Below are 23,361 nucleotides of genomic sequence, written 5' to 3' on the forward strand. Positions count from 1 at the left end.
TTGTAACATGCGTTGTTCATTGTTTATTTAAAACGACCTTTGTGGAGTTCGTCGTATTATGACCGTTTATTCCGCCACAGCAGGCCAGCAGCGCTGGCAGTTTGAAGATCTTAAAACACTGTTGGCTAAGGCGACACCGTTACGTTCCGGTGATTGTCTAGCGGGGCTGGCGGCAGGGTCGGCACGAGAGCGAGTGGCGGCACAGATCGCTTTGGCGGATCTACCCCTGAAGGTCTTTTTAAATGAGCAGGTGATTCCACCTGAGATCGACGAAATCAGTCGGTTAATCGTTGATAGTCATGATCCGGTTGCATTTGCCCCGGTTTCCCATTTGACGGTAGGGGATTTTCGTAACTGGTTACTATCGGATCAGGCGACCAGCGATAGCTTGAAACAGTTATCGCCGGGTTTAACGCCTGAAATGGTGGCGGCGGTGTCGAAATTGATGCGGGTCCAGGATCTGATTCTAGTCGCCTCTAAGTGTCGAAACGAAACCGCTTTTCGTAATTCGCTCGGTGGTAAGGGGGTGCTATCGACTCGCTTACAGCCCAATCATCCGGTGGATGATCCGGCTGGGGTGGCCGCCAGTATTCTCGATGGCTTAATGTATGGCAGTGGTGATGCGGTGATCGGTATTAATCCGGCGACCGATAACTATGCGGCGGTCACTGAACTACTGAAAATGTTGGACGATATTATCCAGCATTATGAGATCCCTACGCAGTCCTGTGTGTTGACTCATGTAACGAATCAAATTGAGGCGATCAACCGAGGCGTGCCGATCGATCTGGTGTTTCAGTCGATTGCCGGCACCCAAGCGGCCAACGAGAGTTTTGGTATTAATCTGGCATTGTTAACCGAAGCCAATCAAGCGGCCCGGGAGCTTAATCGCGGCAGTGTCGGCAATAACGTGATGTATTTTGAAACCGGCCAAGGCAGTGCGTTGTCGGCCAACGCCCATCATGGAGTCGATCAGCAGACCTGTGAGGTGCGAGCTTACGGTGTGGCCCGCCACTTTGATCCTTTGTTGGTGAATACGGTGGTGGGCTTTATCGGCCCAGAATACCTTTATGACGGTAAGCAGATTATCCGTGCTGGATTGGAAGATCATTTTTGCGGCAAATTGTTAGGCCTGCCGATGGGTTGTGATATCTGTTACACCAATCACGCCCAAGCGGATCAGGATGATATGGATATGTTGCTGACGCAGATGGCGGTGGCCGGTATTAATTTCATCATGGGCATACCGGGAGGCGATGACATTATGCTGAATTATCAGACCACTTCGTTTCATGATGCACTCTATATTCGTGAGGTGATGGGGCTGCGGCCTGCACCGGAATTCGAACACTGGTTACAACAGGTGGGGATTACTCAGCCATCGGGTAAGTTAGCGGCGCGCATGCCCGATCGATTTAGCGGGCTGTTGACGTCGTTATAACGCTGCTGATCAGTAAGACTCGCGAGTATGATGCCCGTCCATGATCAGTGTCACTTAACAAAGAGTTTAATCATGAGTGAAAAGAGCCAACCCCGCGCAATGAATGCAGAGACAAATAACTCGGTTATCGCTAATCCCTGGCAGTCATTACGGCGCTATACCGACGCCCGTATCGCGCAAGGGCGCAGCGGTGTGAGTCTGCCGACTGAGGCTCTTCTAGCATTTCAGATGGATCATGCTAGCGCGCGGGATGCGGTGCATGTTGCCTTGCAAACCGAGCGGCTGACGGAGCAGTTGCAGGCAGTGGGCTATGATACGTTATTACTTCACAGCCAAGCGGCTGATCGCAGCGAATACCTACAACGGCCTGATTTAGGGCGACGTTTAGACCAAGCCGCCATCAAACGACTCCAGCAATACCGACAACAGCAGGGCCGTGTAAAGGTGTCACTGGTGATCGCTGATGGCCTGTCATCGATGGCCGTGCAACATCATGGGGCCGCCATGGCCGAGGCGGTGCTAAACCGCCTTACAAGCCGCGGATTCAGTATTGCCCCGGTATCCATCGTGATGCAGGGACGAGTGGCGGTGGGTGATGAGGTTGGTGAATCCTTGGGGGCTGAGTTGTTGATTGTGTTGATCGGCGAGCGGCCAGGCTTAAGTTCCCCCGACAGTTTAGGGATCTATTATACCTATCAACCTCAGGCTGGCTTGACCGACGCCCGGCGCAACTGTATTTCCAACGTGCGTCCCGCAGGCATGAGTATTGACGCTGCCTGCGATAAGTTGATCTGGTTAATTGATCAATCCATGTGTTTAGGCACCTCCGGCGTGGCACTGAAAGACCAGTCGGTATCCACCTCGAATGTGAATCAGCATAAGAACTTTTTACTGCCCTGAAGCGACATCACGGCGGCGTGATTCAGCTATCTATTCCCCCAAAAACCAGTGGCATCTCCTCCGATGTCGCTGGTTTTTTTTACCTTTTTAATGTTGTTGATGATGTGTGCCCGATAGGGTGGTGTTTATCGGTGCATAGCGAGCACTGTGCTTCATTAGAGTGCGCGCTTAGCGGCGTAAATGCTCGATTATTGTTTTAACTATATGAATTATATAGATAAAAATATGTTGGCACGAATCTTACATATTCCTATTAAGAATATTTTATTCTCGTTATAGGTTTGGAGGTCAAATGAAACTATTAGCAGCCATGATCAGGCCGCATATTCTGGAAGAGGTGAGGCAGTCCTTGCAGTCTATCGGTGTGAACGGTCTTACGGTCACTGAAGTGATGGGTTATGGACATCAACAGCGACGCACAGAGCTGTATCGAGGCACGGCGTCTCATATTGATTTTGCCTCCAAGATAAAGCTGGAAGTGGCAGTTGATGATGCGCTGATAGAACAGGCGATTGATGCGGTGTCGGTTATCGCTAAGACCGGACGTTATGGCGACGGTAAGTTGTTTATTTCAGAGTTGGAACAAGTTTTTAGAATTCGCACCGGTGAATCCGGTGTTTTTGCATTGTAGGAGAAACAGATGAGTAATCTACCGATTGAACTTTCATACGCACTCGACACATTTTATTTTTTAATGTGTACGGTGCTGGTTATGTGGATGGCGGCAGGCTTCGCCATGCTCGAAGCAGGGCTTGTGCGTAGTAAGAACACCGTTGAAATATTGAATAAAAACGCACTGTTATATGGCATCGCCTGTGTTGCTTATCTCGTTGTAGGCTACAACGTTATGTATCCTGCCAATCCGGTGAATTCGTTTATTCCAGGTTTAGATTTCTTACTGGGCGGGGATAATACCACTGAGTCAGTGGTTGCCGGTGGTGATGATGCGCCGTACTACTCCAGTATGGCTGACTTTATCTTCCAAGCGGTGTTTGCCGCGGCGACCATGTCGATTGTCTCGGGTGCGGTGGCTGAGCGGATGCGCCTTTGGCCATTTCTGATTTTTGCGGTGGTGATGGTGTCTGTCATCTACCCAGTTGAGGGTTACTGGAAGTGGGGCGGTGGTTTCCTTGACGAGCTTGGTTTCCAAGATTTTGCAGGCTCTGTTGTGGTACATATGGCCGGTGCAGCTGCGGCACTTGCGGCGGTTATCTTAGTGGGGCCACGTAAAGGACGTTATGGTCCGAACGGTGAAGTACGTGCAATTCCCGGTGCTAACCTGCCGATGGCAACCTTGGGTATGTTTATCCTGTGGATGGGTTGGTTTGGTTTTAATGGCGGTTCTGAACTTAAAATCGCCAATGTTGAAGAAGCTAATGCGGTGGCGAAAATCTTTGTTAACACCAATGCGGCAGCGGCTGCCGGTATGGTTGTCGCAGCGCTGTTTGCTCGCTTCTTATTTGGTAAAACCGATTTAACCATGACGATTAATGGTGCGCTGGCCGGTTTGGTGGCTATTACGGCGGAACCTTTGGCGCCCGATGCTGGCACCGCTTCGCTTATCGGCGGTGTTGGTGGTTTAGTGGTGGTGCTCTCGGTATTGGGATTGGATAAATTGAAACTAGATGACCCTGTTGGTGCAATCTCTGTGCATGGGGCTGCTGGTATCTGGGGTATCTTCGCGGTACTGATTAGCAACTCGGATGCAACCTTTATGGGACAGTTAACCGGTACCGTCGTTACCTTTGCATGGATGTTTATAGCATCCTTCATTGTCTTGTTGATCATTAAGGCGACGATCGGTCTACGAGCCAGCGAAGAGGAAGAGATGGAAGGTATGGATGTGTACGAATGTGGTATGGAGGCCTATCCTGAATTTACCTCGGGTAAGTGATAACACCTGGAGGGTTATCCCGATAATCAAGGGATAAGTATTCACTCTTTAAAAACCATCGGTCTTACATCAAGGTCGGTGGTTTTTTTATGGACTATCGGCGGCTTCTGGCGCCAGCAAAGAGGGGCTGGTTTATCGATTTTAACGCTCTTTTCTTTCCATCATGATGTATCAGCCTCATTGTTTAAGCGCTTTTCAGTTAGTGGTTTGTCTATCCATTGTGTTTCCTGCTCAGTCTTTATTCCTCTCATAAGCCCTAATGGCTATAAAAATCACAGGCTCATAAAAAATTATTTTTTGCTGGCGGTCAGGGCTGAAAGTCGCGCCAATCGGGCTTTTTAGCCGATATTTTTGTTTATATTGATACGATACGTATCGATTAAGTTAATTTAACGTTGACTAAATTTAATCCTCGTATAATGATACATATCGTATCGATATGACGATTCGATTAAAAATAACAACAATTATTCGGACACAAAGTCTGAAAGACCTGAAGAGGAATTACTGATGCAACGTTTCGCAAAGTCGCTTAAGAACGGCCTGATCACGACCGCCGCCGCTTCCCTGTTGATGACGGCAACAACCTCCACAAGCTTCGCTGCCGATGACAAGATTCGCTGGAAAGTCCAAGCGGTATTTGGCACTCATTTGCCTGCCCTAGGTGATCCTATTACTCAGGTTGCTGAGCAGATCAAGGCTGCCAGTGGTGGTGATATCCAGTTCAAAGTCTATGAGCCGGGTAAGCTCGTACCGCCGTTTGGTATTACCGAGGCGATCAAAAATAAACAGCTGAATGCCGGTTACACCTGGCTTGGCTACGATCAAGGTAAGATCCCGGCGGCAGCGCTGCTGGCGGCAGTGCCTTTCGGCATGGCGCCCTGGGAGTATGCGACCTGGTGGTATGAGGGTGAGGGTAAGCAGCTGGCGGAAAACCTGTATGCCAAGCATAACGTTCATCCTGTACTTTGCAGTGTGATTGGACCGGAGACTGCGGGCTGGTTCCGAAAAGAAATTAACTCTATGGAAGACCTGAAAGGTCTGAAAATCCGCTTTGCCGGTATTGGTGGCAAGGTGCTCCAACGTGCCGGTGCTTCTGTGACGGTTATTCCCGGAGGTGAGATCTTCCCCGCGCTTGAGAAGGGGGCGATCGATGCCTCTGAATTTTCTATGCCGGCGATTGATCAGTTGATGGGCTTCGATAAAGTGGCTAAGAACAACTACTTTCCGGGCTGGCATCAAACATTTACCGCGTCTCATCTGGTCATCAATAAAGATACTTGGAACGGTTTGAGCGATGCCAATAAAGCAACTATCGATATGGCCTGTACCGCAGGCACCTTCCGTGCGCTGACACGGGGTGAAGCGTTACAAGGTAAAGTGCTGGCGACCTATCCGGAAAAGGGTGTTACCGCTCGTAGTATCAACACCGACATGCTGAAAGATCTGAAAAAACTCACCGGCGAAGTAATGGCTGAAATCTCAGCTAACGATGCTGACTTCAAAACCATTTATGAATCACAACAAGCCTTTGTTGATGAATACAAAGCGTGGAAAAAACTGGCTTACCTGCCAAGTGATTTATAAGCGATTTAACCTTCTTAGTGAGTCTCTTACTGCGTAACTGATCTGGCAACAGATCATCTCTCCTCCCGCGCCCTTAGGGCGTGGGTTAGGGGAGCGTTTGCCTAAAAACAATAACAATAAAATAGATCTCAGAGGGCATCATGGAATCTGAATCAAATAATGTGCCAATGGATCACCTTGGGTTGGACCAATTGACGCACCATACCGAACTACCGAAAACCTCTCTCTCTTGTGCAATTGATCGTCTGATTAAAGGGATTGGTCACCTGTTCTCTTGGACGTGGTTGGTATTAATGGCGGTGATTATTATCAATGTGCTGATGCGTTATGTACTCAGCGAAGGCCGAATCGAGTTCGAAGAGCTGCAATGGCATCTCTATGCGGTGGGCTGGCTAGTCGGTTTGTCCTACTGCTATGTCGCTGATGACCATGTTCGTGTCGATCTGTTTCATGACCGGATGTCGCTTAAAAAACAAGCTTGGGTTGAGTTCTTCGGCATCCTCTTTCTGCTGACACCGTTTCTGGTGGTTGTGCTCTGGTATGTCATTCCCTTTATCAGCTATTCGTGGGAGCTAGGCGAAGTCTCTGCCGCCCCCGGGGGTCTGCCGTATCGCTGGGCGATTAAAGCGGTACTGTTAATTGGCTTTGTGCTGTTAGCGCTAGCGGTCATAGCGCGTTTCTCGCGGGTCGTGGCCCTGTTGTTTATGTCCGGGCCGGCGGCTACGGCAACTCAGAATAAGGTTTAGGAGAGCGTTATGGAAATTAATGAAATTCTTGCCATGACCATGTTCGGTTGTTTTATCGCCTTTCTGTTCAGCGGTTTCCCTGTCGCTTGGGTCTTGGGCGGTGTCGCTATTATCTTTGCCGCGTTAGCAATGCTGATGGATCTCTGGTTCGACGCCTTTATCGGGGTGGACTGGAACTATGTCTCTATCGTGGTTCCGCGGATGTGGGCCGTTATGACCAACTGGGTGCTAGTGGCCCTGCCGATGTTTGTCTTTATGGGATTGATGCTGGATCGCTCAGGTGTGGCTGAAGACCTGATGAGTAATCTGGCTCGCTTGTTTGGCAAAGTCCGGGGTGGTCTGGCGGTCACCGTGACCTTTGTGGGTCTCTTATTGGCGGCGTCCACGGGCATTATCGGTGCTTCGGTGGTATTGCTGGCTGTTTTAGGTGTGCCATTAATGCTTCGCGAAGGCTATAGCAAGGAGCTGGCATGCGGCACGGTGTGTTCGACCGGCACCCTAGGCATTCTGATCCCGCCGAGCATTATGTTGGTGATGATGGGGGACCGTATTGGCCTGTCGGTTGGCGATCTATTTCTTGGGGCGTTATTCCCAGGGTTACTGCTGGCCGGGCTCTATGTCAGCTATATCATGATTTATGCCTTTCTACGGCCACAAGCGGCACCGGTACCGAAGGGGACTGAATCACTATCGATGCGGGTTGTCTTTAATGTGTTGTGGGCGGTGTTGCCGACTGCTGGGCTGATTATGGCGGTCTTAGGATCGATCTTTTTCGGTATTGCGACACCGACAGAAGCGTCTGGGGTTGGTGCTTTAGGGGCAACGCTGCTCGCCTTAAGTAAAAAGCGACTGAGCCTGAAAGTGCTGCGGGATGTCGGTCGGGAAACCACTAAGACGACCTCATTTATCTTTGCGTTATTGCTAGGCGCTACCGCTTTTTCGTTGGTGTTTCGCGGCCTAGGCGGTGATGAACTAATAGAAGCTGCATTGACCGGTTTGCCGTTTGGCCCAACCGGTATCGTGATCTGTATTCTACTGGTCACTTTTATTCTTGGATTCTTCCTCGATTGGATCGAACTCACCCTGATTATTTTGCCATTGGTTGCGCCTGTGGTAGCGGGGTTAGGTTTTGATCTGGTGTGGTTCACCATACTGTTTGCTGTTTGTTTACAAACCTCTTTCCTCACGCCGCCGGTGGGTTTTGCACTGTTCTATCTCAAGGGTGTGGCACCGGAAGGTATTAATCTGGGCCATATCTACCGGGGTGTGGTGCCCTTTATCTTAATTCAGTTGCTAGGTTTAGCCATCGTCTTTTACTGGCAGGGCATCGTTACCTGGTTACCTGCTGTCGCGTACTCGCAATAACACTTGGGGAAATCAGTGATGGGATTTTTAAATCTCGAGTCTTTGTTTTCTCTCATAATCGGAAAAATAGGAGCTGCAATGTCTACTCAAGTTATTCTGCCTCGGATCATGCAGGTTGGCGCTGATGCCAGCCTTGAAATACCTAATGTATTGGCCAGCTTAGGCTGTAAGAAACCGTTGATTGTTACCGATAAGGTGATGGTTGGCTTAGGTTATGTCAGCACTATCGAAACGCTGTTGTTTAACCATATGATCTACTGTGATGTGTTCGATGACACCGTGCCTGAACCAACGGTACAGTCAATTATGGCTGGGGTCAGTCAGGTCCGCGAAGGGGATTATGATGCCATTATCGCCATCGGTGGTGGCAGTCCGATCGATAGCGCTAAGGCGATCGCCATTTTGGGCAAGCAGGGTGGGACGATGCGGGATTATAAGTTCCCCCGTATCGTTAATGATCCTGGCTTGCCGATTATCGCCATTCCAACGACGGCCGGTACAGGATCAGAAGTAACTAAGTTCACCATTATTACCGATGAAACTTGCGATGAAAAAATGCTCTGTGTGGGGATCGGTTTTATGCCGGTTGCTGCCCTTGTGGACTTTAATCTCACCCTGAGTTTGCCACAACGCAGTACCGCGGATACCGGTATCGATGCCCTGACTCATGCGATTGAAGCTTATGTGAGTCAGAAAGCGAATCATTATAGCGATTCTCAAGCGCTCGCCGCGATGCGCCTCATTGGCCCTCATCTGCGTCGGGCTTATCACAATGGCCAAGATAAAGAGGCCCGTGAAGCGATGATGCTGGGGTCAACTCTCGCGGGCATTGCTTTCTCTAATGCCTCGGTGGCGCTGGTTCACGGTATGAGTCGTCCGATTGGTGCATTCTTTCATGTGCCGCACGGGCTATCCAATGCCATGTTATTACCGGCAGTGACCGCATTTTCAATGCCTTCAGCCCCTGAGCGTTATGCCGACTGTGCCCGCGCGATGGGTATCGCTGAAGAGTTGGATAGCACGGAAGTGGCGAATGGCAAGTTGCTCGATGAGCTGCACGCACTGAACAACGAGTTGGCGGTGCCAACCCCAGAACAGTTTGGTATTGAGCGAAGCCATTTCTTTGATCAGTTGCCGGTCATGGCTGAGCAGGCACTGGCCTCCGGTTCGCCAAATAACAATCCAAGAGTCCCCGATGCCAATGAGATTATCGAACTGTATAAGCAGCTCTGGTAGCCGGGCTGTCGGACGGATTTAAAACTGAAATAACGATAAGTATTAAAGTATGAGGAAGCAGTGATGACGACTATCGGACACCTAATTAATGGTGAAGTAATAATTGAAGGCAACCGTTGCCAAGATGTCTTTAACCCGGCTACGGGGATGGCCGAAAAAACGGTCGATTTGGCATCTAAAAACCTTGTTGAGCAAGCGATTGCGAGTGCGGCTGCGGCGTTCCCTGCATGGCGTAATACGCCGGCGATTAAGCGGGCTCGCGTGATGTTTAAGTTTAAAGAACTGCTGGAAGCCAATGCTGAAAAAATCTGTCAACTGATCGGTGAAGAGCATGGCAAGATCAGCCATGATGCGATGGGTGAGCTACAGCGAGGCATTGAGAATGTTGAGTATGCGTGTGGTGTGCCCGAGTTACTTAAAGGGGAGCATAGCCGTAATGTTGGCCCGGGCATCGACTCCTGGAGCGAGTTTCAACCCTTAGGTGTTGTCGCCGGCATTACCCCGTTCAACTTTCCGGCGATGGTGCCATTATGGATGTTCCCTATGGCGATTGCCTGCGGCAACACCTTTGTCTTAAAACCTTCTGAGCGGGACCCATCATCAACGCTGTATATTGCCCAGCTGTTAAAAGAGGCCGGCTTGCCAGATGGCGTGATGAACGTGGTTAACGGCGATAAAGTGGCCGTTGATACATTGCTACAGGCTCCACAGGTTAAGGCGGTCAGCTTTGTGGGTTCAACGCCCATTGCTGAGTATATCTATAGCACCGCGAATGCCAACGGTAAGCGTTGTCAAGCACTGGGCGGCGCTAAAAACCACGCGATTATCATGCCGGATGCGGATATGGATAACGCCGTTAACCAGCTACTTGGGGCTGCTTTTGGCTCATCCGGTGAGCGTTGTATGGCGTTATCGGTGGCAGTTGCCGTGGGTGATGCCGCTGCAGATGCTTTGATCAGCCGGATGCGTGAGGCGATGCAGTCGTTGAAAGTGGGCGCCTTCAGTAACAGTGATAACGATTTCGGACCGGTTATTACCCGTCAACATCAGCAAAAAGTCACCGGTTATATCGATAGCGCTGAACAGGATGGTGCATCAATTGTTGTCGATGGGCGCGATCCACAGGTGGCCGGCTATGAGCAGGGCTTCTTTGTTGGCGCTACATTGATTGATGGTGTGACACCGCAGATGCAAAGTTACAAGGAAGAGATTTTCGGGCCGGTGTTACAAGTGGTGCGCGTTAATAGCATGGATGAGGCGATGCAGCTGATTAACGACCATGAATATGGTAACGGCACCTGTATCTTTACCCGAGATGGTGAAGCGGCGCGTTATTTCTCGGATAACATTCAGGTGGGTATGGTGGGGATCAATGTACCTCTACCGGTTCCCGTGGCTTATCACAGCTTTGGTGGTTGGAAGCGTTCCCTGTTTGGTGATCTGCATGCTTACGGCCCAGATGCGGTGCGTTTCTATACCAAGCGTAAAACCATAACCCAGCGTTGGCCTTCTGCTGGTGTTCGTGAGGGCGTGCTGTTTTCTATGCCAACATGATCTGAGTTTGCACTGCCAACGTTGCCATTGCGTTGGCTTTTTGGTTGCGTCGCTACTGTCGGTAGAGGCGCAGCCCGTTTTATTCCCTTATAATGTAACTTCATTTACAAAAGAGGATTAACGATGACGACTCAGCGCCGGGAGAAAGGATCATCCATTGCTCGTGTTCTGGATATTATTGAAGCGGTATCTTGCGCCGAGAGGCCATTGAGTCCAGCGGATTTAGCTTTTCAACTCGATATTCCTAAGCCGAGTGTGCATCGTTTCCTACAGCAATTAGAAGCGGGTGGTTTCTTACAAACCAATATGCGAGGACAGTTATTGCCCGCCGACCGTTTACATAGTATGGCGTTAGGTATTCTATATTCCAGCCGTTTTAAAGCACCGCGCAAAGCGATCCTTAAAGATTTAGCTGATCAAATAGGCGAAACCTGCGGTATTTCGATTCCCGATGGCATCGATATGATCTACTACGACCGGATTCAAACTAACTGGCCGTTACAGATAAACTTGCCGATCGGTAGCCGTACCCCTATTTGGTGCACCGCCAGTGGTAAGCTTTATCTCAGCTCTTTAGCGGCAGATAAGCGTCAGCGTATTCTGAAAAAACTACCGTTAGAAAAGCGTGCTCGTAATACTCAGATCGACCCTTTGCAACTGGAAGCCGAGTTGGCCGAAACCGCTAAATTCGAGCGTGGCATCGATAACGAAGAGTTTGTCGACGGCATGGTGGCCTTGGCGGTACCGATTAAGGACAAGAAGGGGCGTTTGTTTGCCTGTTTGTTTACCCACGCTCCAATACTTCGAAAGAGCCTTGATGAGTTACTGCAGTATGAAACATTGCTGCGTGATGCGGCAAACGAGTTAGGTGATTTGATCGGCGACAATTGAGCGATCAGAAAGCAACGGCGTTATTTGGCCTGTCAGTATTTATTTGATTAAGCGATCTCCATAGCGGTACCCATCAGCGCTATATATACCCCCTCCAAAACGCCATCGATGATTGATCGATGGCGGTTGTCGTTTCAGGCACCTATCGCGTTTAAGCCTTAGCGGTGCTTACGCCTTATCTTCATAGTGAATAATAGATAGCAGCTTAATTGGCACTTCTAACAGGGTTTCCGGGCCGTGGGGGATCTCCGCATCAAAGGTAAGGCTATCGCCGGGCTCCATCTCATACAGATGATTACCGTGGCGATAGACGATCTTGCCACTGAGTAAATGAAGAAACTCTTCACCGGGGTGTGAAAAGGTGGGGAACACCTCGGATAGATCATCCATGGTCACTAGAAATGGCTCAAAGGATTTTTTACCACCACGTTGATAGGTTAGCAACTGATAGGTGTGACCCTTCTCAGTACCTCTTCGTACCACTTCCAAGCCGGTATTCGCTTTGGTGAACTGTGCACCGCCTTCTGGGCGATCGAAATCGTTAAACAGCTTGGAAATGGGTAACCCTAAGGTGGAGCAGAGACGGCTGAGAGTTTCTAGGCTGGTGGACACCTGGGCGTTTTCAATCTTACTGACCATGCCTTGGCTGATACCGGATATCCGTGCCACATCGGTAATTTTAAGTCCCTCATCAAGGCGAGCTTTTTTGACCTTCATGCCGATGTAGTGATCGAGCTCGAACTTCTGTCCTTTGTTTTCTGTCATTTATCTGCCCTTATTTGGGGCGTCGTGAACCAGCGTTGTGCGCCTGTCCATGCGGCCTGTAGCGAATGTTGATGGCTTATATATTCCCACAAAGAAATTTTTTTTACTAGTTTCTTTAAAATCAATAAGTTATCCTATGAGGAAAATAATATTCCTAAAAAGAACTTTTCTGGCACAGGCGTTGCTTTCTTAATAATCATAAATAATTACTGTTAAGAAAATATGGATCTGCTCTCTCTCGGAGCAGAACTCAGCATCAAACGGAGGGCTACCATGCCACAGGATTCAGAGAAGTTTATTGCGGATAACGACATTAAATATGTGTTGGCTCAGTTTGTTGATATCCACGGGGTGGCAAAGACAAAATCGGTGCCGGCAAACTGTTTGATGGATGTGGTTGAGAAGGGCGCTGGATTTGCGGGCTTCGCGGTGAGCGGTATGGGTATGGAGCCACACGGTCCTGACTTTATGGCACGCGGTGATCTTAGCACCCTGTCGACGGTGCCTTGGCAGCCTGGCTATGCTCGTCTTGTCTGTGAAGGTTATGTGAATGGTGAACCTCATCCTTACGATAGCCGGGTGGTGCTGAAGCGTCAGTTAAAGCTACTCGATGATAAAGGCTGGACCTTGAATACCGGGCTTGAGCCTGAGTTTTATCTGTTTGAACGCGACAGTAACGGTGGTTTGGTCACCGTTGATGAAACCGATGTATTGGATAAGCCTTGCTATGACTATAAAGGCCTGTCCCGTTCACGGGCATTTTTAGAAACACTGGTTGAGTCGCTACAAGCCGTCGATTTCGATGTTTATCAGATCGATCACGAAGATGCTAACGGTCAGTTTGAGATCAATTACACCTATGGTGATGCATTGCAGTCTGCCGATCGCTTCACCTTTGTCCGTATGGCCGCCGGTGAAATTGCCAATGATATGGGCATGGTCTGCTCCTTTATGCCAAAGCCTGCATCCGACCGCACCGGCAACGGTATGCATTTCCATCTGTCGATTACCGATGAAGAGGGACGTAACCTGTTCGGTGATGATAGCGATGTGAATGGCATGGGCTTATCTAAAATGGCGTATCACTTCACCGCCGGCCTGCTGCATCACGCTAAAGCATTGTGTGCCTTTGCTGCGCCGACTGTGAACTCCTATAAACGTCTAGTCGTGGGTGGTTCTGCATCCGGTGCGACTTGGGCGCCTGCTTATATCGCTTACGGTGATAACAACCGTACCGCGATGATTCGTGTGCCTTATGGTCGCCTTGAGTTCCGTCTGCCGGATTCTGGTTGTAATCCTTACTTGGTACATGCCGCCATTATCGCCGCAGGCTTAGATGGTATTGAACGCGAACTTGATCCCGGCACTCCTGAGAACATCAACCTGTACACCATGACTGAACAGGAACGTCTGGATAAAGGTATCGAAATTTTACCCCAGAGCCTGAATGAAGCGATCAACGAACTTGAGGCGGATACGGTGCTGGCGGAGCGGATAGGCAACGAGGTTGTTGCTGAATTTATTAAAACAAAACGCGAAGAATGGATTGATTACAGCCGGCATGTTTCTGACTGGGAAATCAAACGTTACGCGGAATTCTTCTAAGCCTAGAAAGCTTACATTGTCGATTTAAGAGGACATAACTATGTGTGGAATTGTTGGCCTTTATTTGAAAAACAAGGCTTTGGAAAGTCAACTAGGTGAGTTGTTCGAACCTATGTTGATTGCGATGACAGATCGTGGCCCTGACAGTGCCGGTTTTGCAATCTACGGTGATGAAGTGCCTGAAGGCAGCATCAAGTTAACGTTGCGTCATGCGAATGAAGATTATGACTGGGCTGGTTTGGCCGGCAAGCTGAAAACGGAACTGAATGTCGGTGTTGAGTGGTTTAATAATAGCAAGGTCGCCATCTTTAAAATTAATACTAGTGACGGTATCGCCGAAGCCTTTATTACTGAAAATGCACCGGATGTTCTGATTTTGAGTGCCGGTCAATCGATTGAAATTCTGAAAGAAGTTGGCCTGCCTGAAAATATCGCTAAAACCTTTAACCTGAAAGGGATGAAGGGCAGCCACATCATCGGTCATACCCGCATGGCGACTGAGTCTGCTGTTACTATGGAGGGTAGCCATCCGTTCTCAACCGGTATGGACCTTTGCTTAGTACATAACGGTTCGCTTTCAAACCACAACCGTTTGCGTCAAGAGTTACAGCGTGAAGGGATTGTGTTTGAAACCGAAAACGATTCTGAAGTTGCGGCTGGCTATCTCACTTGGCGCCTACAGCAAGGCGACACGCTAAATGAAGCACTGACTAACTCTTTGAAAGATCTGGATGGCTTTTTCACCTTTACCGTCGGTACTCGGGACGGCTTCGCGGTGGTGCGTGATCCTATTGCCTGCAAACCTGCAGTGATGGCGGAAACTGATGATTATGTGGCGATGGCGTCTGAGTACCAAGCATTAACCACCTTACCCGGTATTGAAAACGCCAAAATTTGGGAACCAGAAGCCGCGACTATCTATGTCTGGGAACGCAGCAGCGATGAAGGAGTGAAATGATGAAAACAATTAATTTAACTGAATGCACTGTTCGCGACCTTAATCAGGCGCTGCATGATCAGACTATTGAATGCACCGAGCGGGAATGGGAAGTGTTAGAGCCGAAAGGTCAGCACAACATCGCTTGCGGCCTCGATCAGAATATCTCCGTCGATATTAAAGGTCCTACCGGTTATTTCTGTGCCGGTATGAATAAAAAAGCCCACATCACTATTCACGGTAATGCCGGTCAGGGTGTGGCGGAAAACATGATGTCAGGCTCTGTGCGGGTTAAAGGCAATGCCTCTCAAGCCGCCGGTGCGACCGCTCATGGTGGTTTGCTGGTAATCGAGGGGGATGCGGGCGCGCGTTGTGGTATCTCGATGAAAGGCGTGGATATTGTGGTTAAGGGTAGCGTTGGTCACATGAGTTGCTTCATGGGGCAGGCGGGTTCATTGGTAGTCTGCGGTGATGCGGGTGATGCCTTAGGTGATTCTCTGTATGAAACCCATATCTATGTAAAAGGCGAAGTGAAATCTCTAGGGGCTGACTGTATCGCCAAAGAGATGCGTGACGAACATATCGAAGAGCTAACGGAGCTGCTGAATCGCGCCGGTGTTGATGAAGACCCGACTGCATTTAAACGTTATGGCACAGCCCGCCAGTTGTACAACTTTAAAGTAGATAACACCTCTGCTTACTAAGGCCGATTTCGAGGATAAAACGATGAGTGAAGATATTAAAGTAAAACCAGGTCTGCGCGAGTCTGCAACGTTTGACCGTAATACGATGACCGAAATCCGCCGTGCTGCTGAAACCGGTATCTATGACATCCGTGGTTTTGGTGCTAAGCGCAAGCTGCCCCATTTTGATGATCTGTTGTTCCTAGGCGCGAGTATGTCCCGTTACCCATTGGAGGGTTACCGTGAAAAATGTAATACCTCGGTAACGCTGGGAACACGTTATGCCAAAAAACCGATCGTGCTGGATATTCCAGTCACGATTGCCGGTATGAGTTTTGGTGCGCTGTCGGCGAATGCCAAAGAAGCGTTGGGTCGTGGTGCATCCTTGATGGGGACTTCGACCACCACTGGTGATGGTGGTATGACACCGGAAGAACGTGGCCAATCTACCAAGTTGGTCTATCAGTATTTGCCATCCCGTTACGGTATGAACCCAGATGATCTGCGTAAAGCCGATGCCATTGAAGTGGTACTCGGTCAGGGCGCTAAACCTGGCGGCGGCGGTATGTTGTTAGGTCAGAAGATTACCGATCGAGTGGCTAAGATGCGTACCTTACCGATGGGCGTGGATCAGCGTTCGGCTTGTCGTCACCCCGACTGGACCGGGCCTGATGACTTGGCAATTAAAATTCAGGAGCTGCGTGAAATTACCGATTGGCAGGTGCCGATTTACATCAAAGTGGGCGCTACCCGTACTTACTATGACGTGAAGTTAGCGGTTAAAGCGGGCGCTGATGTGATCGTGGTCGATGGTATGCAAGGGGGAACGGCAGCAACTCAAGAAGTGTTTATCGAGCATGTCGGTATTCCAACGCTGGCGGCCATTCCACAAGCGGTCCGTGCTCTGCAAGAGATGGGTATGCACCGCAAGGTTCAGTTGATTGTTTCCGGTGGTATCCGTAACGGTGCGGATGTCGCTAAGTGTATGGCTCTTGGTGCTGATGCGGTAGCCATTGGTACGGCTGCTCTGGTTGCGCTGGGTTGTAACCACCCGATGTATGAAGAAGAGTTTAATAAGATCGGCTCGGCTGCCGGTTTTTATGATGATTATCACGAGGGTAAAGACCCTGCCGGTATCTCGACGCAAGATCCTGAGTTGATGAAGCGCTTAGACCCTGTCGATGCCGGTCGTCGTTTGGCGAACTACCTCAACGTATTAACGCTGGAAGCTCAGACGCTGGCCCGTGCCTGTGGCAAGAACGACCTGCGCAACCTAGAGCCTGAAGATTTGGTGGCGCTGACCGTTGAATCTGCGGCGATGGCCAATGTGCCGTTAGCCGGTACTAGCTGGATTCCTGGTAAGGGGTTCTAAGGTCGAAATAACTTACTAAATACGAGTGGAGGCCTCACGGGGTGCGAGCGTATCCCGTGATCGGCAGTCAGTAACCTGAATAAAGTAAACGGAGACTATGGAGTCGCCATCATGAGTAAACACGAAGCAGATAATGAGATTGTATTAAAAGCCAGCTGTGTCGCCGGAAGTGGCATTGTTGCTAAAGTCACCACCTTTCTGGCGGAACGTGGCTGTTATATCAGTGAACTGGCACAGTTTGATGATGAAGGCAGTGGCAACTTTTTTATGCGGGCCCGTTTTCATGTTGAGAGTGGCGGCTATTTGATCAGTGATTTGCAGCAGGAGTTTCCCGAAGTGGCCGAGAGCTTCGGCATGACTTGGGAGATGGTGTCGGTTAAAGCGCCGATGAAAACTCTGATTATGGTCAGTAAGTTTGATCACTGTCTTGATGATCTGTTGTATCGCCTGCACAAGGGGGAGATCAACATGGAGATCACTGCCATTGTGTCTAATCACAAAGATTTGCGGCCGATGGCTGAACGTGAAGGTATCCGCTTTGTTTACCTGCCGGTGACCAAAGAGAACAAGCTAGAGCAAGAAGCCGCACTCATGGATATTGTCGATGAAACCGGTTCTGAATTGATCGTGTTGGCGCGTTACATGCAGATTCTCAGCGATGGGCTGTGTAAGCAACTGAGTGGTCGTGCGATCAATATTCACCACTCATTCTTGCCCGGCTTCAAAGGGGCAAAACCTTACCATCAGGCTCATGCCCGCGGCGTTAAGCTGATCGGTGCGACAGCCCACTATGTCACCTCCGATCTGGATGAAGGTCCTATCATCGAGCAGTCTGTACAGCCGGTTGATCACACCTTTAAGGCGGATGCGCTGGTGGCCATGGGTCGTGATACTGAAACGGTGGCACTGGCTCGGGCAGTCAAGCTTCACACCGAACATCGTGTTTTTCAAGATGGTAACCGAACTGTTGTATTCAAATAGGTATTGATCATGAACCGTTTAATCGATGGCAAGAAAATTTCAGCCGCAGTGGTTGAACAGTTAGCACTCGATACCCGTGAATTTATTGCCACATCGGGTGTGACGCCCGGTTTGGCAGTAGTACTGGTAGGGGAAGACCCGGCCAGTCAGGTATATGTGCGTAATAAAGTTAAACAGGCAACAGCGGCGGGCTTTAACTCCACCGAACATCGTTTGTCGGCAGATACCACTCAGGCAGATCTGAACGCACTGGTTGAGCAACTGAATAACGACGCGTCTGTGCATGGCATTCTCGTTCAACTGCCATTACCCGCACAACTGAGTGAACCTGAGATCATCCGTTTAATCGCCCCACACAAAGATGTTGATGGCTTTCATCCGCTGAATGTCGGCGCGCTCGCGTCGGGTGGTGCGGATCTGATTCCCTGCACTCCGATGGGCTGCATGATCATGCTTGAGCAAACTTTAGGTGATCTGAGCGGTAAACATGCGGTGGTGGTGGGGCGGTCAAATATTGTCGGTAAGCCGATGGCAGCACTGCTGTTACAGGCGAACTGTACCGTCACCATTGTGCATTCCAGAACACAAAATATCGAAACGCTCTGTCGTGAGGCGGATATCTTAGTGGCAGCGGTTGGCCGGCCTGAGATGATCAAGGGTAGTTGGGTTAAGCCGGGTGCAACCGTGATCGATGTGGGCATCAATGCGGTTGAGAAAGAGGGTAAACGGCGACTCGTTGGTGATGTCGACTTTAGTGAAGCGGTGGATGTGGCGGGAGCCATCTCTCCGGTCCCCGGCGGTGTTGGGCCGATGACGATTGCTTGCCTGATGAAGAATACCCTGACGGCTGCGCGCCAACAGATGTCTGTCTAATCCCTAGGACTCGTCTTAGGGTAATACAGAACATGTGACATTGAATGGAGGAGAGGTTAATGCCTTTCTCATTACTGAAATACGGTCTAAATAAAGACTACCCGTTTGAACAGAATGCGGATCTGCCATCGCCTTCGGCGCTGAAGCCTCACTACGATGTAGTGATTATCGGTGGTGGTGGTCACGGTGTAGCGACCGCGTATTATCTGGCGAAATACCACGGTATTACCAATGTCGCGGTGCTGGAAAAAGGTTATCTCGGCGGGGGTAACACCGCGCGGAACACTGCGGTTATCCGCTCTAACTATCTCACCTCTGAAGGGGTTAAGTTTTACAGCGAATCGGTAAAACTGTTTCAGGGTTTATCCAACGAATTTGATTTCAATATTATGTATTCCAGCCGAGGTCAGTTGACCTTGGCACATACCGACGCTGCGATTCGAGGCTTTCGCCAGCGCACCGAAGTGAATAAGCATTTTGGTGGTAAAACTGAACTGATCGACCCGCAACAGATTCGTGAGTTGGTACCGAGTCTGAATATGAACCCTGCGGATCAGCCTGTATTGGCAGGACTGTGGCATATCGATGGGGCAACCGCTCGACATGATGCGGTCGCCTGGGGCTATGCGAAAGGCGCGACTCAACGCGGCGTTGAACTGCATCAACTGACTGAAGTGACTGGCGTTGATGTCGATAAAGGCAAAGTGACCGGCGTGCAAACCAACCGTGGCAAGATTAGTTGTGGTTGTGTGGTACAGGCGGTGGCTGGCCATAGCTCTATCGTCGGGGCGATGGCGGGCATTCGTATGCCGATCACGACTTATCCCCTACAGGCGATGGTGACACAGCCGGTTAAACCCTTTCTTAACCCCTTGGTGAGTTCACCGGCACTGCACTGTTATGTCCAACAAACGGGCCGTGGCGAACTGGTATTCGGTGGTGGCTCGGATCCTTACCCATTGTATAACACCCGTTCGACGATGGAATTAAAAGAGAGCCTGTTAGCCCATGCGGTAGAACTGTTTCCCTTTATGACGAATATGCGCCTGATGCGCCAGTGGGCAGGGTTAACCGATATGACTACCGATTATAGTCCTGTCATGGGCCTTAGCCCCGTTGAAAATTACTATCTTGATGCTGGCTGGGGAACTTGGGGTTTTAAAGCGACACCGATCTGTGGCAAAACGATGGCTGAACTCGTGGCAACCGGTAAGGTGCCGGAACTCATCAAACCGTTCTCTATGGCGCGTTTCGATACCTTCCGCCAGGTTAATGAGATGGGCGCTACGGCGGCCAGTCACTGAGGAATCTGCAATGAAGATTATTAATTGTCCTCTGAATGGACCCCGAAATAGTAGTGAGTTTGTCCACGGTGGCGAGGTTCGGCAGATGCCGGACCCTAATAACTGTACTGATAAAGAGTGGGCAGACTATGTTTTTTATAGTGATAACCAGATCGGCGTGATAACCGAATGGTGGTTGCATGCACCTTCTGGCTATTGGTTTATCGCTGAGCGGCATACCGGCAGTGATGAGATTTTACGCACCTATGATCCTGCTGAAATATATACCAGTCGGGTCGAGTTCAAGGCAAAAGAAGAGCCGAGTGCGTCTGAGGAGAGAACCGCATGAACAGCGAGAAGCGTCTTAGTGCCCCGGCAGGGTTGCTGATCGACCGAGAAAAACCTCTCTCGTTCAGTTTCGAAGGGCAGCAGTATAGTGGGTTTGAAGGCGATAGCATTGCCAGTGCATTGCTGTCTAACCAACAATGGCTAATGTCCCGTTCATTTAAATATCACCGTCCCCGTGCGCCATTAACCATGGCCGGTCAGGATGCCAATACCTTAGTGCAGCTCGGTGGTGAGCCCAATGTTTTGGCCGACCGACAGGTGGCCGCTGAAGGTATGCAGATCGAAGGGCAAAACTATAAAGGTACACTGGAAGGCGATAAAGATGCTTATCTGGGTAACTTTGGTCGCTTTATGCCGGTAGGCTTCTATTACCGTAGTTTCTTTAAGCCGATGGGTGTGTGGGATAAATGGGAAGGCTATATCCGTAAGAAAGCCGGATTAGGCAAGATCGATCTGGATTTTAAACCGGAATATTACGATAAAAAATATCTGTTTACCGATGTGGTTGTGATCGGTTCGGGCCCTGCGGGGCTGAGTGCTGCGCTAAAAGCGGCCGATGCCGGGGCTCAGGTTTTGTTGGTTGAAGAGATGCCTCTGTTAGGCGGCGCGCTCACCTATAACCGCTTCGATATCGAGGGTGTTCAAGCTGATAGCCTGCGTCAGGAACTGATTGAAAAAGTAACCGCTCATGCCAAGATTGAGGTGATGACGGATACCGTTTGTAACGCTTGGTTTACCGATAATTATCTGCCGCTGATTAAGGGTAAACGGCTTTATAAGCTGCGGGCAAAGGAGTGCATCGTCGCTTCCGGTGCCTATGAGCAGCATGTGGTATTCCGCAACAATGATCTACCGGGCATCATGCTATGCAGTGCCGTCACCCGTTTGATGAAGTTATATGCGGTTAAGCCGGGCAGCAAAGCCGTGGTCTTGACCGGTAATGACGATGGTTATCTGACCGCATTGGAGCTACTGGATAATGGCGTTGAAGTCTCCGCCATTGTTGACCTACGCCAGCAGCACCTTTGGCCTGAGCTGCTGGGAATGGTGAAACAGAAGGGTGTTAAGGTCATACAGAACAGCACTGTTTATGAGGCGATCCCGAGTAAGGGTAATAAGCACATTACGGCGGTTGATATTCGCACCATCGTCGCTGAAGGCGAAGTGAGTGCTATGGGTAGCACTCTTGAGTGTGATCTGCTCTGTATGTCGGCCGGTTATATGCCTGCTTATCAGCTACTTTGTCAGGCTGGTGCGCAGCTGAGCTATAAAGATGAACTGGCTGAGTTTCAACTGTCCGGGATACCGCAAGGGGTTCATATCGCCGGTTCCGTGAATGGTCTGCATACACTGGATGCAGTGGTAATTGATGGTGCTAATGCGGCGCTTCGAGCACTCCATAATTTAGAACTCAGTGATGAGGCGGAACAACCGGTTAGCTGTCAGGCGAAACCCAACTTTAGTTGGCCGATCTTTAGTCATCCGAAAGGTAAAGACTTTGTCGATTATGATGAAGATCTACAGGCGAAAGATATTGTTAACGCCACCCGATTGGGCTATCGCGATGTGCAGTTGGTTAAACGCTTTTCAACCGTTGGCATGGGACCATCCCAGGGGCGCCATTCTGCCTTGCCTACCGCGCGTTTGGTGGCTAAGTCGACTGATCGCACCGTGACGCAAACCGGCGTGACCACTGCTCGACCACCGTTTGCACCGGAAAAACTCGCCCATGTGGCTGGTCGGATCTTTGATCCTCGTCGTCAAACGGCGATGCATCACCGTCACCTAGAACTCGGAGCAAAAATGATTGCCGCTGGCAACTGGCGCCGTCCTGCCTATTATGGTGATGCGGCCCAGCGAGATCGCTGGATTCGTGAAGAAGCCGAGCATGTTCGCTCTAAAGTGGGCCTGATCGACGTGAGTACCCTTGGTGGTATCGAATTGCGTGGGCCGGATGCTGCAGAGTTTATGAACCGCATCTATACCTTTGTGTTCCTTAAACAGCCGGTGGGTCGTACCCGTTACGCGGTGTTGACGAACGAGCATGGGGTGGTGATCGATGACGGTGTGGCTTGCCGGATCACTGAAGATCACTTCTATGTGACCGCGACCACCAGTGGTGTCGATCGTGTCTACCGTGAGATGACTAAGTGGAATGCGCAGTGGCGTTTAGACGTTGATATCTTACATGTGACTTCCGCCTTTGCGGCGGTGAACTTAGCGGGTCCAGATTCCCGTAAAGTGCTTGAACAGTTGGTGAGTGATGTTGATCTTAGCCCTGAAGGCTTTCCCTATCTCGCGTATCGAGAAGGCAAGGTGGCTGATATTCCCGCACGCTTATTACGGGTAGGTTTTGTCGGTGAACTGGGTTATGAGATACATGTGCCTGCTCGCTATGGTGAAGCCCTTTGGGATGCGTTAATGGCAGCCGGTAAGGCGTTTGATATTAAGCCGTTCGGGGTTGAAACACAGCGTCTGTTACGACTGGAAAAAGGCCATGTGATTGTCAGTCAGGATACCGATGGGATGAGTCACCCCGGTGAACTGGATATGGGTTGGGCGGTGAATCGCAAAAAGCCCTTCTTCATCGGCTGTCGTTCAGTGGATATTGTGATGGCGCAACCACAAACCCGTAAACTGGTGGGCTTCATCTTGCCTACTGACAGTACCAAGCCTGAAGAGGGGCATCTGGTATTAAAAGGGGATCGGATTGCTGGCAACGTGACCTCCTGTGAATATTCGTCTGCCCGTCAAGCGATTATCGGTTTGGCCTATGCGGATATCGCCGATAGCGAACCCGGTTCGAAGATTAGCATTCGTGTAGACGGTGAAGAGATTAAGGCGGAAGTGGTGACACTGCCTTTCTATGATCCTGATAACTTAAGACAGGAGATGTAATC

At 50.0% G+C, this 23,361-nt stretch carries 20 protein-coding genes; 19 read left to right on the forward strand and 1 reads right to left on the reverse strand.

Annotated features, from left to right (window positions below):
* Positions 1-58 precede the first annotated feature (58 nt).
* From ACN0T0_RS09490 to ACN0T0_RS09535, 10 genes are all read left to right on the forward strand, one after another.
* The gene (locus ACN0T0_RS09490; protein WP_417225435.1) at positions 59-1,441 is read left to right on the forward strand and encodes an ethanolamine ammonia-lyase subunit EutB; all 1,383 of its coding nucleotides are present in this window, start codon (positions 59-61) and stop codon (positions 1,439-1,441) included.
* Between the two features lie 72 nt (positions 1,442-1,513).
* Positions 1,514-2,341 carry an ethanolamine ammonia-lyase subunit EutC gene (gene eutC / locus ACN0T0_RS09495; protein ID WP_417225437.1) on the forward strand — a complete coding sequence of 276 codons (828 nt, stop codon included), beginning with the start codon at positions 1,514-1,516 and terminating at the stop codon, positions 2,339-2,341.
* 292 nt (positions 2,342-2,633) lie between these two features.
* Positions 2,634-2,972 (forward strand): P-II family nitrogen regulator, encoded by a 339-nt coding sequence (locus ACN0T0_RS09500; RefSeq protein ID WP_417225439.1) that lies wholly within the window; start codon positions 2,634-2,636, stop codon positions 2,970-2,972.
* A gap of 9 nt (positions 2,973-2,981) precedes the next feature.
* On the forward strand, positions 2,982-4,235 hold the full coding sequence (locus tag ACN0T0_RS09505) for an ammonium transporter (RefSeq protein WP_417225440.1): 1,254 nt from the start codon (positions 2,982-2,984) through the stop codon (positions 4,233-4,235).
* Between the two features lie 510 nt (positions 4,236-4,745).
* Positions 4,746-5,822: a TRAP transporter substrate-binding protein gene (locus ACN0T0_RS09510; RefSeq protein WP_417225442.1), complete on the forward strand. Its 1,077-nt coding sequence runs from the start codon at positions 4,746-4,748 to the stop codon at positions 5,820-5,822.
* A gap of 140 nt (positions 5,823-5,962) precedes the next feature.
* Positions 5,963-6,568: a TRAP transporter small permease subunit gene (locus ACN0T0_RS09515; protein ID WP_417225443.1), complete on the forward strand. Its 606-nt coding sequence runs from the start codon at positions 5,963-5,965 to the stop codon at positions 6,566-6,568.
* Between the two features lie 9 nt (positions 6,569-6,577).
* Positions 6,578-7,933 (forward strand): TRAP transporter large permease, encoded by a 1,356-nt coding sequence (locus ACN0T0_RS09520; RefSeq protein WP_417225445.1) that lies wholly within the window; start codon positions 6,578-6,580, stop codon positions 7,931-7,933.
* 78 nt (positions 7,934-8,011) lie between these two features.
* Positions 8,012-9,169 (forward strand): iron-containing alcohol dehydrogenase, encoded by a 1,158-nt coding sequence (locus ACN0T0_RS09525; protein ID WP_417225447.1) that lies wholly within the window; start codon positions 8,012-8,014, stop codon positions 9,167-9,169.
* 63 nt (positions 9,170-9,232) lie between these two features.
* Positions 9,233-10,723, forward strand: coding sequence for a CoA-acylating methylmalonate-semialdehyde dehydrogenase (locus ACN0T0_RS09530; protein WP_417225449.1), 1,491 nt, complete (start codon positions 9,233-9,235; stop codon positions 10,721-10,723).
* Positions 10,724-10,846: 123 nt separating this feature from the next.
* Entirely contained in the window at positions 10,847-11,614 is a 768-nt protein-coding gene (locus tag ACN0T0_RS09535; RefSeq protein ID WP_417225451.1) for an IclR family transcriptional regulator, read from the forward strand.
* A gap of 168 nt (positions 11,615-11,782) precedes the next feature.
* On the opposite strand, the gene ACN0T0_RS09540 is transcribed toward ACN0T0_RS09535, so the two are convergent.
* Entirely contained in the window at positions 11,783-12,379 is a 597-nt protein-coding gene (locus ACN0T0_RS09540) for a helix-turn-helix domain-containing protein (RefSeq protein ID WP_417225453.1), read from the reverse strand.
* A gap of 273 nt (positions 12,380-12,652) precedes the next feature.
* On the opposite strand from ACN0T0_RS09540, the gene glnT reads away from it, so the two are divergent.
* From glnT to ACN0T0_RS09585, 9 genes are all read left to right on the forward strand, one after another.
* A complete protein-coding gene (gene glnT / locus ACN0T0_RS09545; protein WP_417225455.1) occupies positions 12,653-13,984 on the forward strand; it encodes a type III glutamate--ammonia ligase in 1,332 nt (443 codons plus the stop codon).
* A gap of 40 nt (positions 13,985-14,024) precedes the next feature.
* Complete coding sequence (locus tag ACN0T0_RS09550; RefSeq protein ID WP_417225457.1) at positions 14,025-14,942, forward strand: class II glutamine amidotransferase; 918 nt, start codon at positions 14,025-14,027, stop codon at positions 14,940-14,942.
* Complete coding sequence (locus ACN0T0_RS09555) at positions 14,942-15,625, forward strand: protein glxC (protein ID WP_417225459.1); 684 nt, start codon at positions 14,942-14,944, stop codon at positions 15,623-15,625. Before ACN0T0_RS09550 ends, ACN0T0_RS09555 begins: the two co-directional genes overlap by 1 nt.
* Before the next feature lie 22 nt (positions 15,626-15,647).
* Entirely contained in the window at positions 15,648-16,976 is a 1,329-nt protein-coding gene (locus ACN0T0_RS09560) for an FMN-binding glutamate synthase family protein (RefSeq protein WP_417225461.1), read from the forward strand.
* A gap of 111 nt (positions 16,977-17,087) precedes the next feature.
* Complete coding sequence (purU, locus tag ACN0T0_RS09565) at positions 17,088-17,957, forward strand: formyltetrahydrofolate deformylase (protein ID WP_417225463.1); 870 nt, start codon at positions 17,088-17,090, stop codon at positions 17,955-17,957.
* Positions 17,958-17,966: 9 nt separating this feature from the next.
* A complete protein-coding gene (gene folD, locus ACN0T0_RS09570) occupies positions 17,967-18,830 on the forward strand; it encodes a bifunctional methylenetetrahydrofolate dehydrogenase/methenyltetrahydrofolate cyclohydrolase FolD (RefSeq protein ID WP_417225465.1) in 864 nt (287 codons plus the stop codon).
* Between the two features lie 59 nt (positions 18,831-18,889).
* Complete coding sequence (locus ACN0T0_RS09575; protein WP_417225467.1) at positions 18,890-20,134, forward strand: FAD-dependent oxidoreductase; 1,245 nt, start codon at positions 18,890-18,892, stop codon at positions 20,132-20,134.
* Between the two features lie 10 nt (positions 20,135-20,144).
* Positions 20,145-20,462 carry a sarcosine oxidase subunit delta gene (locus tag ACN0T0_RS09580; RefSeq protein ID WP_417225469.1) on the forward strand — a complete coding sequence of 106 codons (318 nt, stop codon included), beginning with the start codon at positions 20,145-20,147 and terminating at the stop codon, positions 20,460-20,462.
* Positions 20,459-23,359: a 2Fe-2S iron-sulfur cluster-binding protein gene (locus ACN0T0_RS09585; protein ID WP_417225471.1), complete on the forward strand. Its 2,901-nt coding sequence runs from the start codon at positions 20,459-20,461 to the stop codon at positions 23,357-23,359. The genes ACN0T0_RS09580 and ACN0T0_RS09585 overlap by 4 nt, the downstream gene beginning before the upstream one ends.
* Positions 23,360-23,361: the final 2 nt, after the last annotated feature.

It is taken from the genome of Amphritea sp. (assembly GCF_048266285.1).
Taxonomy (GTDB): domain Bacteria; phylum Pseudomonadota; class Gammaproteobacteria; order Pseudomonadales; family Balneatricaceae; genus Amphritea.

Excerpts from the sequence above, each read along its gene's own strand:
- ACN0T0_RS09490 (WP_417225435.1), top strand. The coding sequence starts at position 59 with ATGACCGTTTATTCCGCCACAGCAGGCCAGCAGCGCTGGCAGTTTGAA.
- eutC (WP_417225437.1), top strand. The coding sequence starts at position 1,514 with ATGAGTGAAAAGAGCCAACCCCGCGCAATGAATGCAGAGACAAATAAC.
- ACN0T0_RS09500 (WP_417225439.1), top strand. The coding sequence starts at position 2,634 with ATGAAACTATTAGCAGCCATGATCAGGCCGCATATTCTGGAAGAGGTG.
- ACN0T0_RS09505 (WP_417225440.1), top strand. The coding sequence starts at position 2,982 with ATGAGTAATCTACCGATTGAACTTTCATACGCACTCGACACATTTTAT.
- ACN0T0_RS09510 (WP_417225442.1), top strand. The coding sequence starts at position 4,746 with ATGCAACGTTTCGCAAAGTCGCTTAAGAACGGCCTGATCACGACCGCC.
- ACN0T0_RS09515 (WP_417225443.1), top strand. The coding sequence starts at position 5,963 with ATGGAATCTGAATCAAATAATGTGCCAATGGATCACCTTGGGTTGGAC.
- ACN0T0_RS09520 (WP_417225445.1), top strand. The coding sequence starts at position 6,578 with ATGGAAATTAATGAAATTCTTGCCATGACCATGTTCGGTTGTTTTATC.
- ACN0T0_RS09525 (WP_417225447.1), top strand. The coding sequence starts at position 8,012 with ATGTCTACTCAAGTTATTCTGCCTCGGATCATGCAGGTTGGCGCTGAT.
- ACN0T0_RS09530 (WP_417225449.1), top strand. The coding sequence starts at position 9,233 with ATGACGACTATCGGACACCTAATTAATGGTGAAGTAATAATTGAAGGC.
- ACN0T0_RS09535 (WP_417225451.1), top strand. The coding sequence starts at position 10,847 with ATGACGACTCAGCGCCGGGAGAAAGGATCATCCATTGCTCGTGTTCTG.
- ACN0T0_RS09540 (WP_417225453.1), bottom strand. The coding sequence starts at position 12,379 with ATGACAGAAAACAAAGGACAGAAGTTCGAGCTCGATCACTACATCGGC.
- glnT (WP_417225455.1), top strand. The coding sequence starts at position 12,653 with ATGCCACAGGATTCAGAGAAGTTTATTGCGGATAACGACATTAAATAT.
- ACN0T0_RS09550 (WP_417225457.1), top strand. The coding sequence starts at position 14,025 with ATGTGTGGAATTGTTGGCCTTTATTTGAAAAACAAGGCTTTGGAAAGT.
- ACN0T0_RS09555 (WP_417225459.1), top strand. The coding sequence starts at position 14,942 with ATGAAAACAATTAATTTAACTGAATGCACTGTTCGCGACCTTAATCAG.
- ACN0T0_RS09560 (WP_417225461.1), top strand. The coding sequence starts at position 15,648 with ATGAGTGAAGATATTAAAGTAAAACCAGGTCTGCGCGAGTCTGCAACG.
- purU (WP_417225463.1), top strand. The coding sequence starts at position 17,088 with ATGAGTAAACACGAAGCAGATAATGAGATTGTATTAAAAGCCAGCTGT.
- folD (WP_417225465.1), top strand. The coding sequence starts at position 17,967 with ATGAACCGTTTAATCGATGGCAAGAAAATTTCAGCCGCAGTGGTTGAA.
- ACN0T0_RS09575 (WP_417225467.1), top strand. The coding sequence starts at position 18,890 with ATGCCTTTCTCATTACTGAAATACGGTCTAAATAAAGACTACCCGTTT.
- ACN0T0_RS09580 (WP_417225469.1), top strand. The coding sequence starts at position 20,145 with ATGAAGATTATTAATTGTCCTCTGAATGGACCCCGAAATAGTAGTGAG.
- ACN0T0_RS09585 (WP_417225471.1), top strand. The coding sequence starts at position 20,459 with ATGAACAGCGAGAAGCGTCTTAGTGCCCCGGCAGGGTTGCTGATCGAC.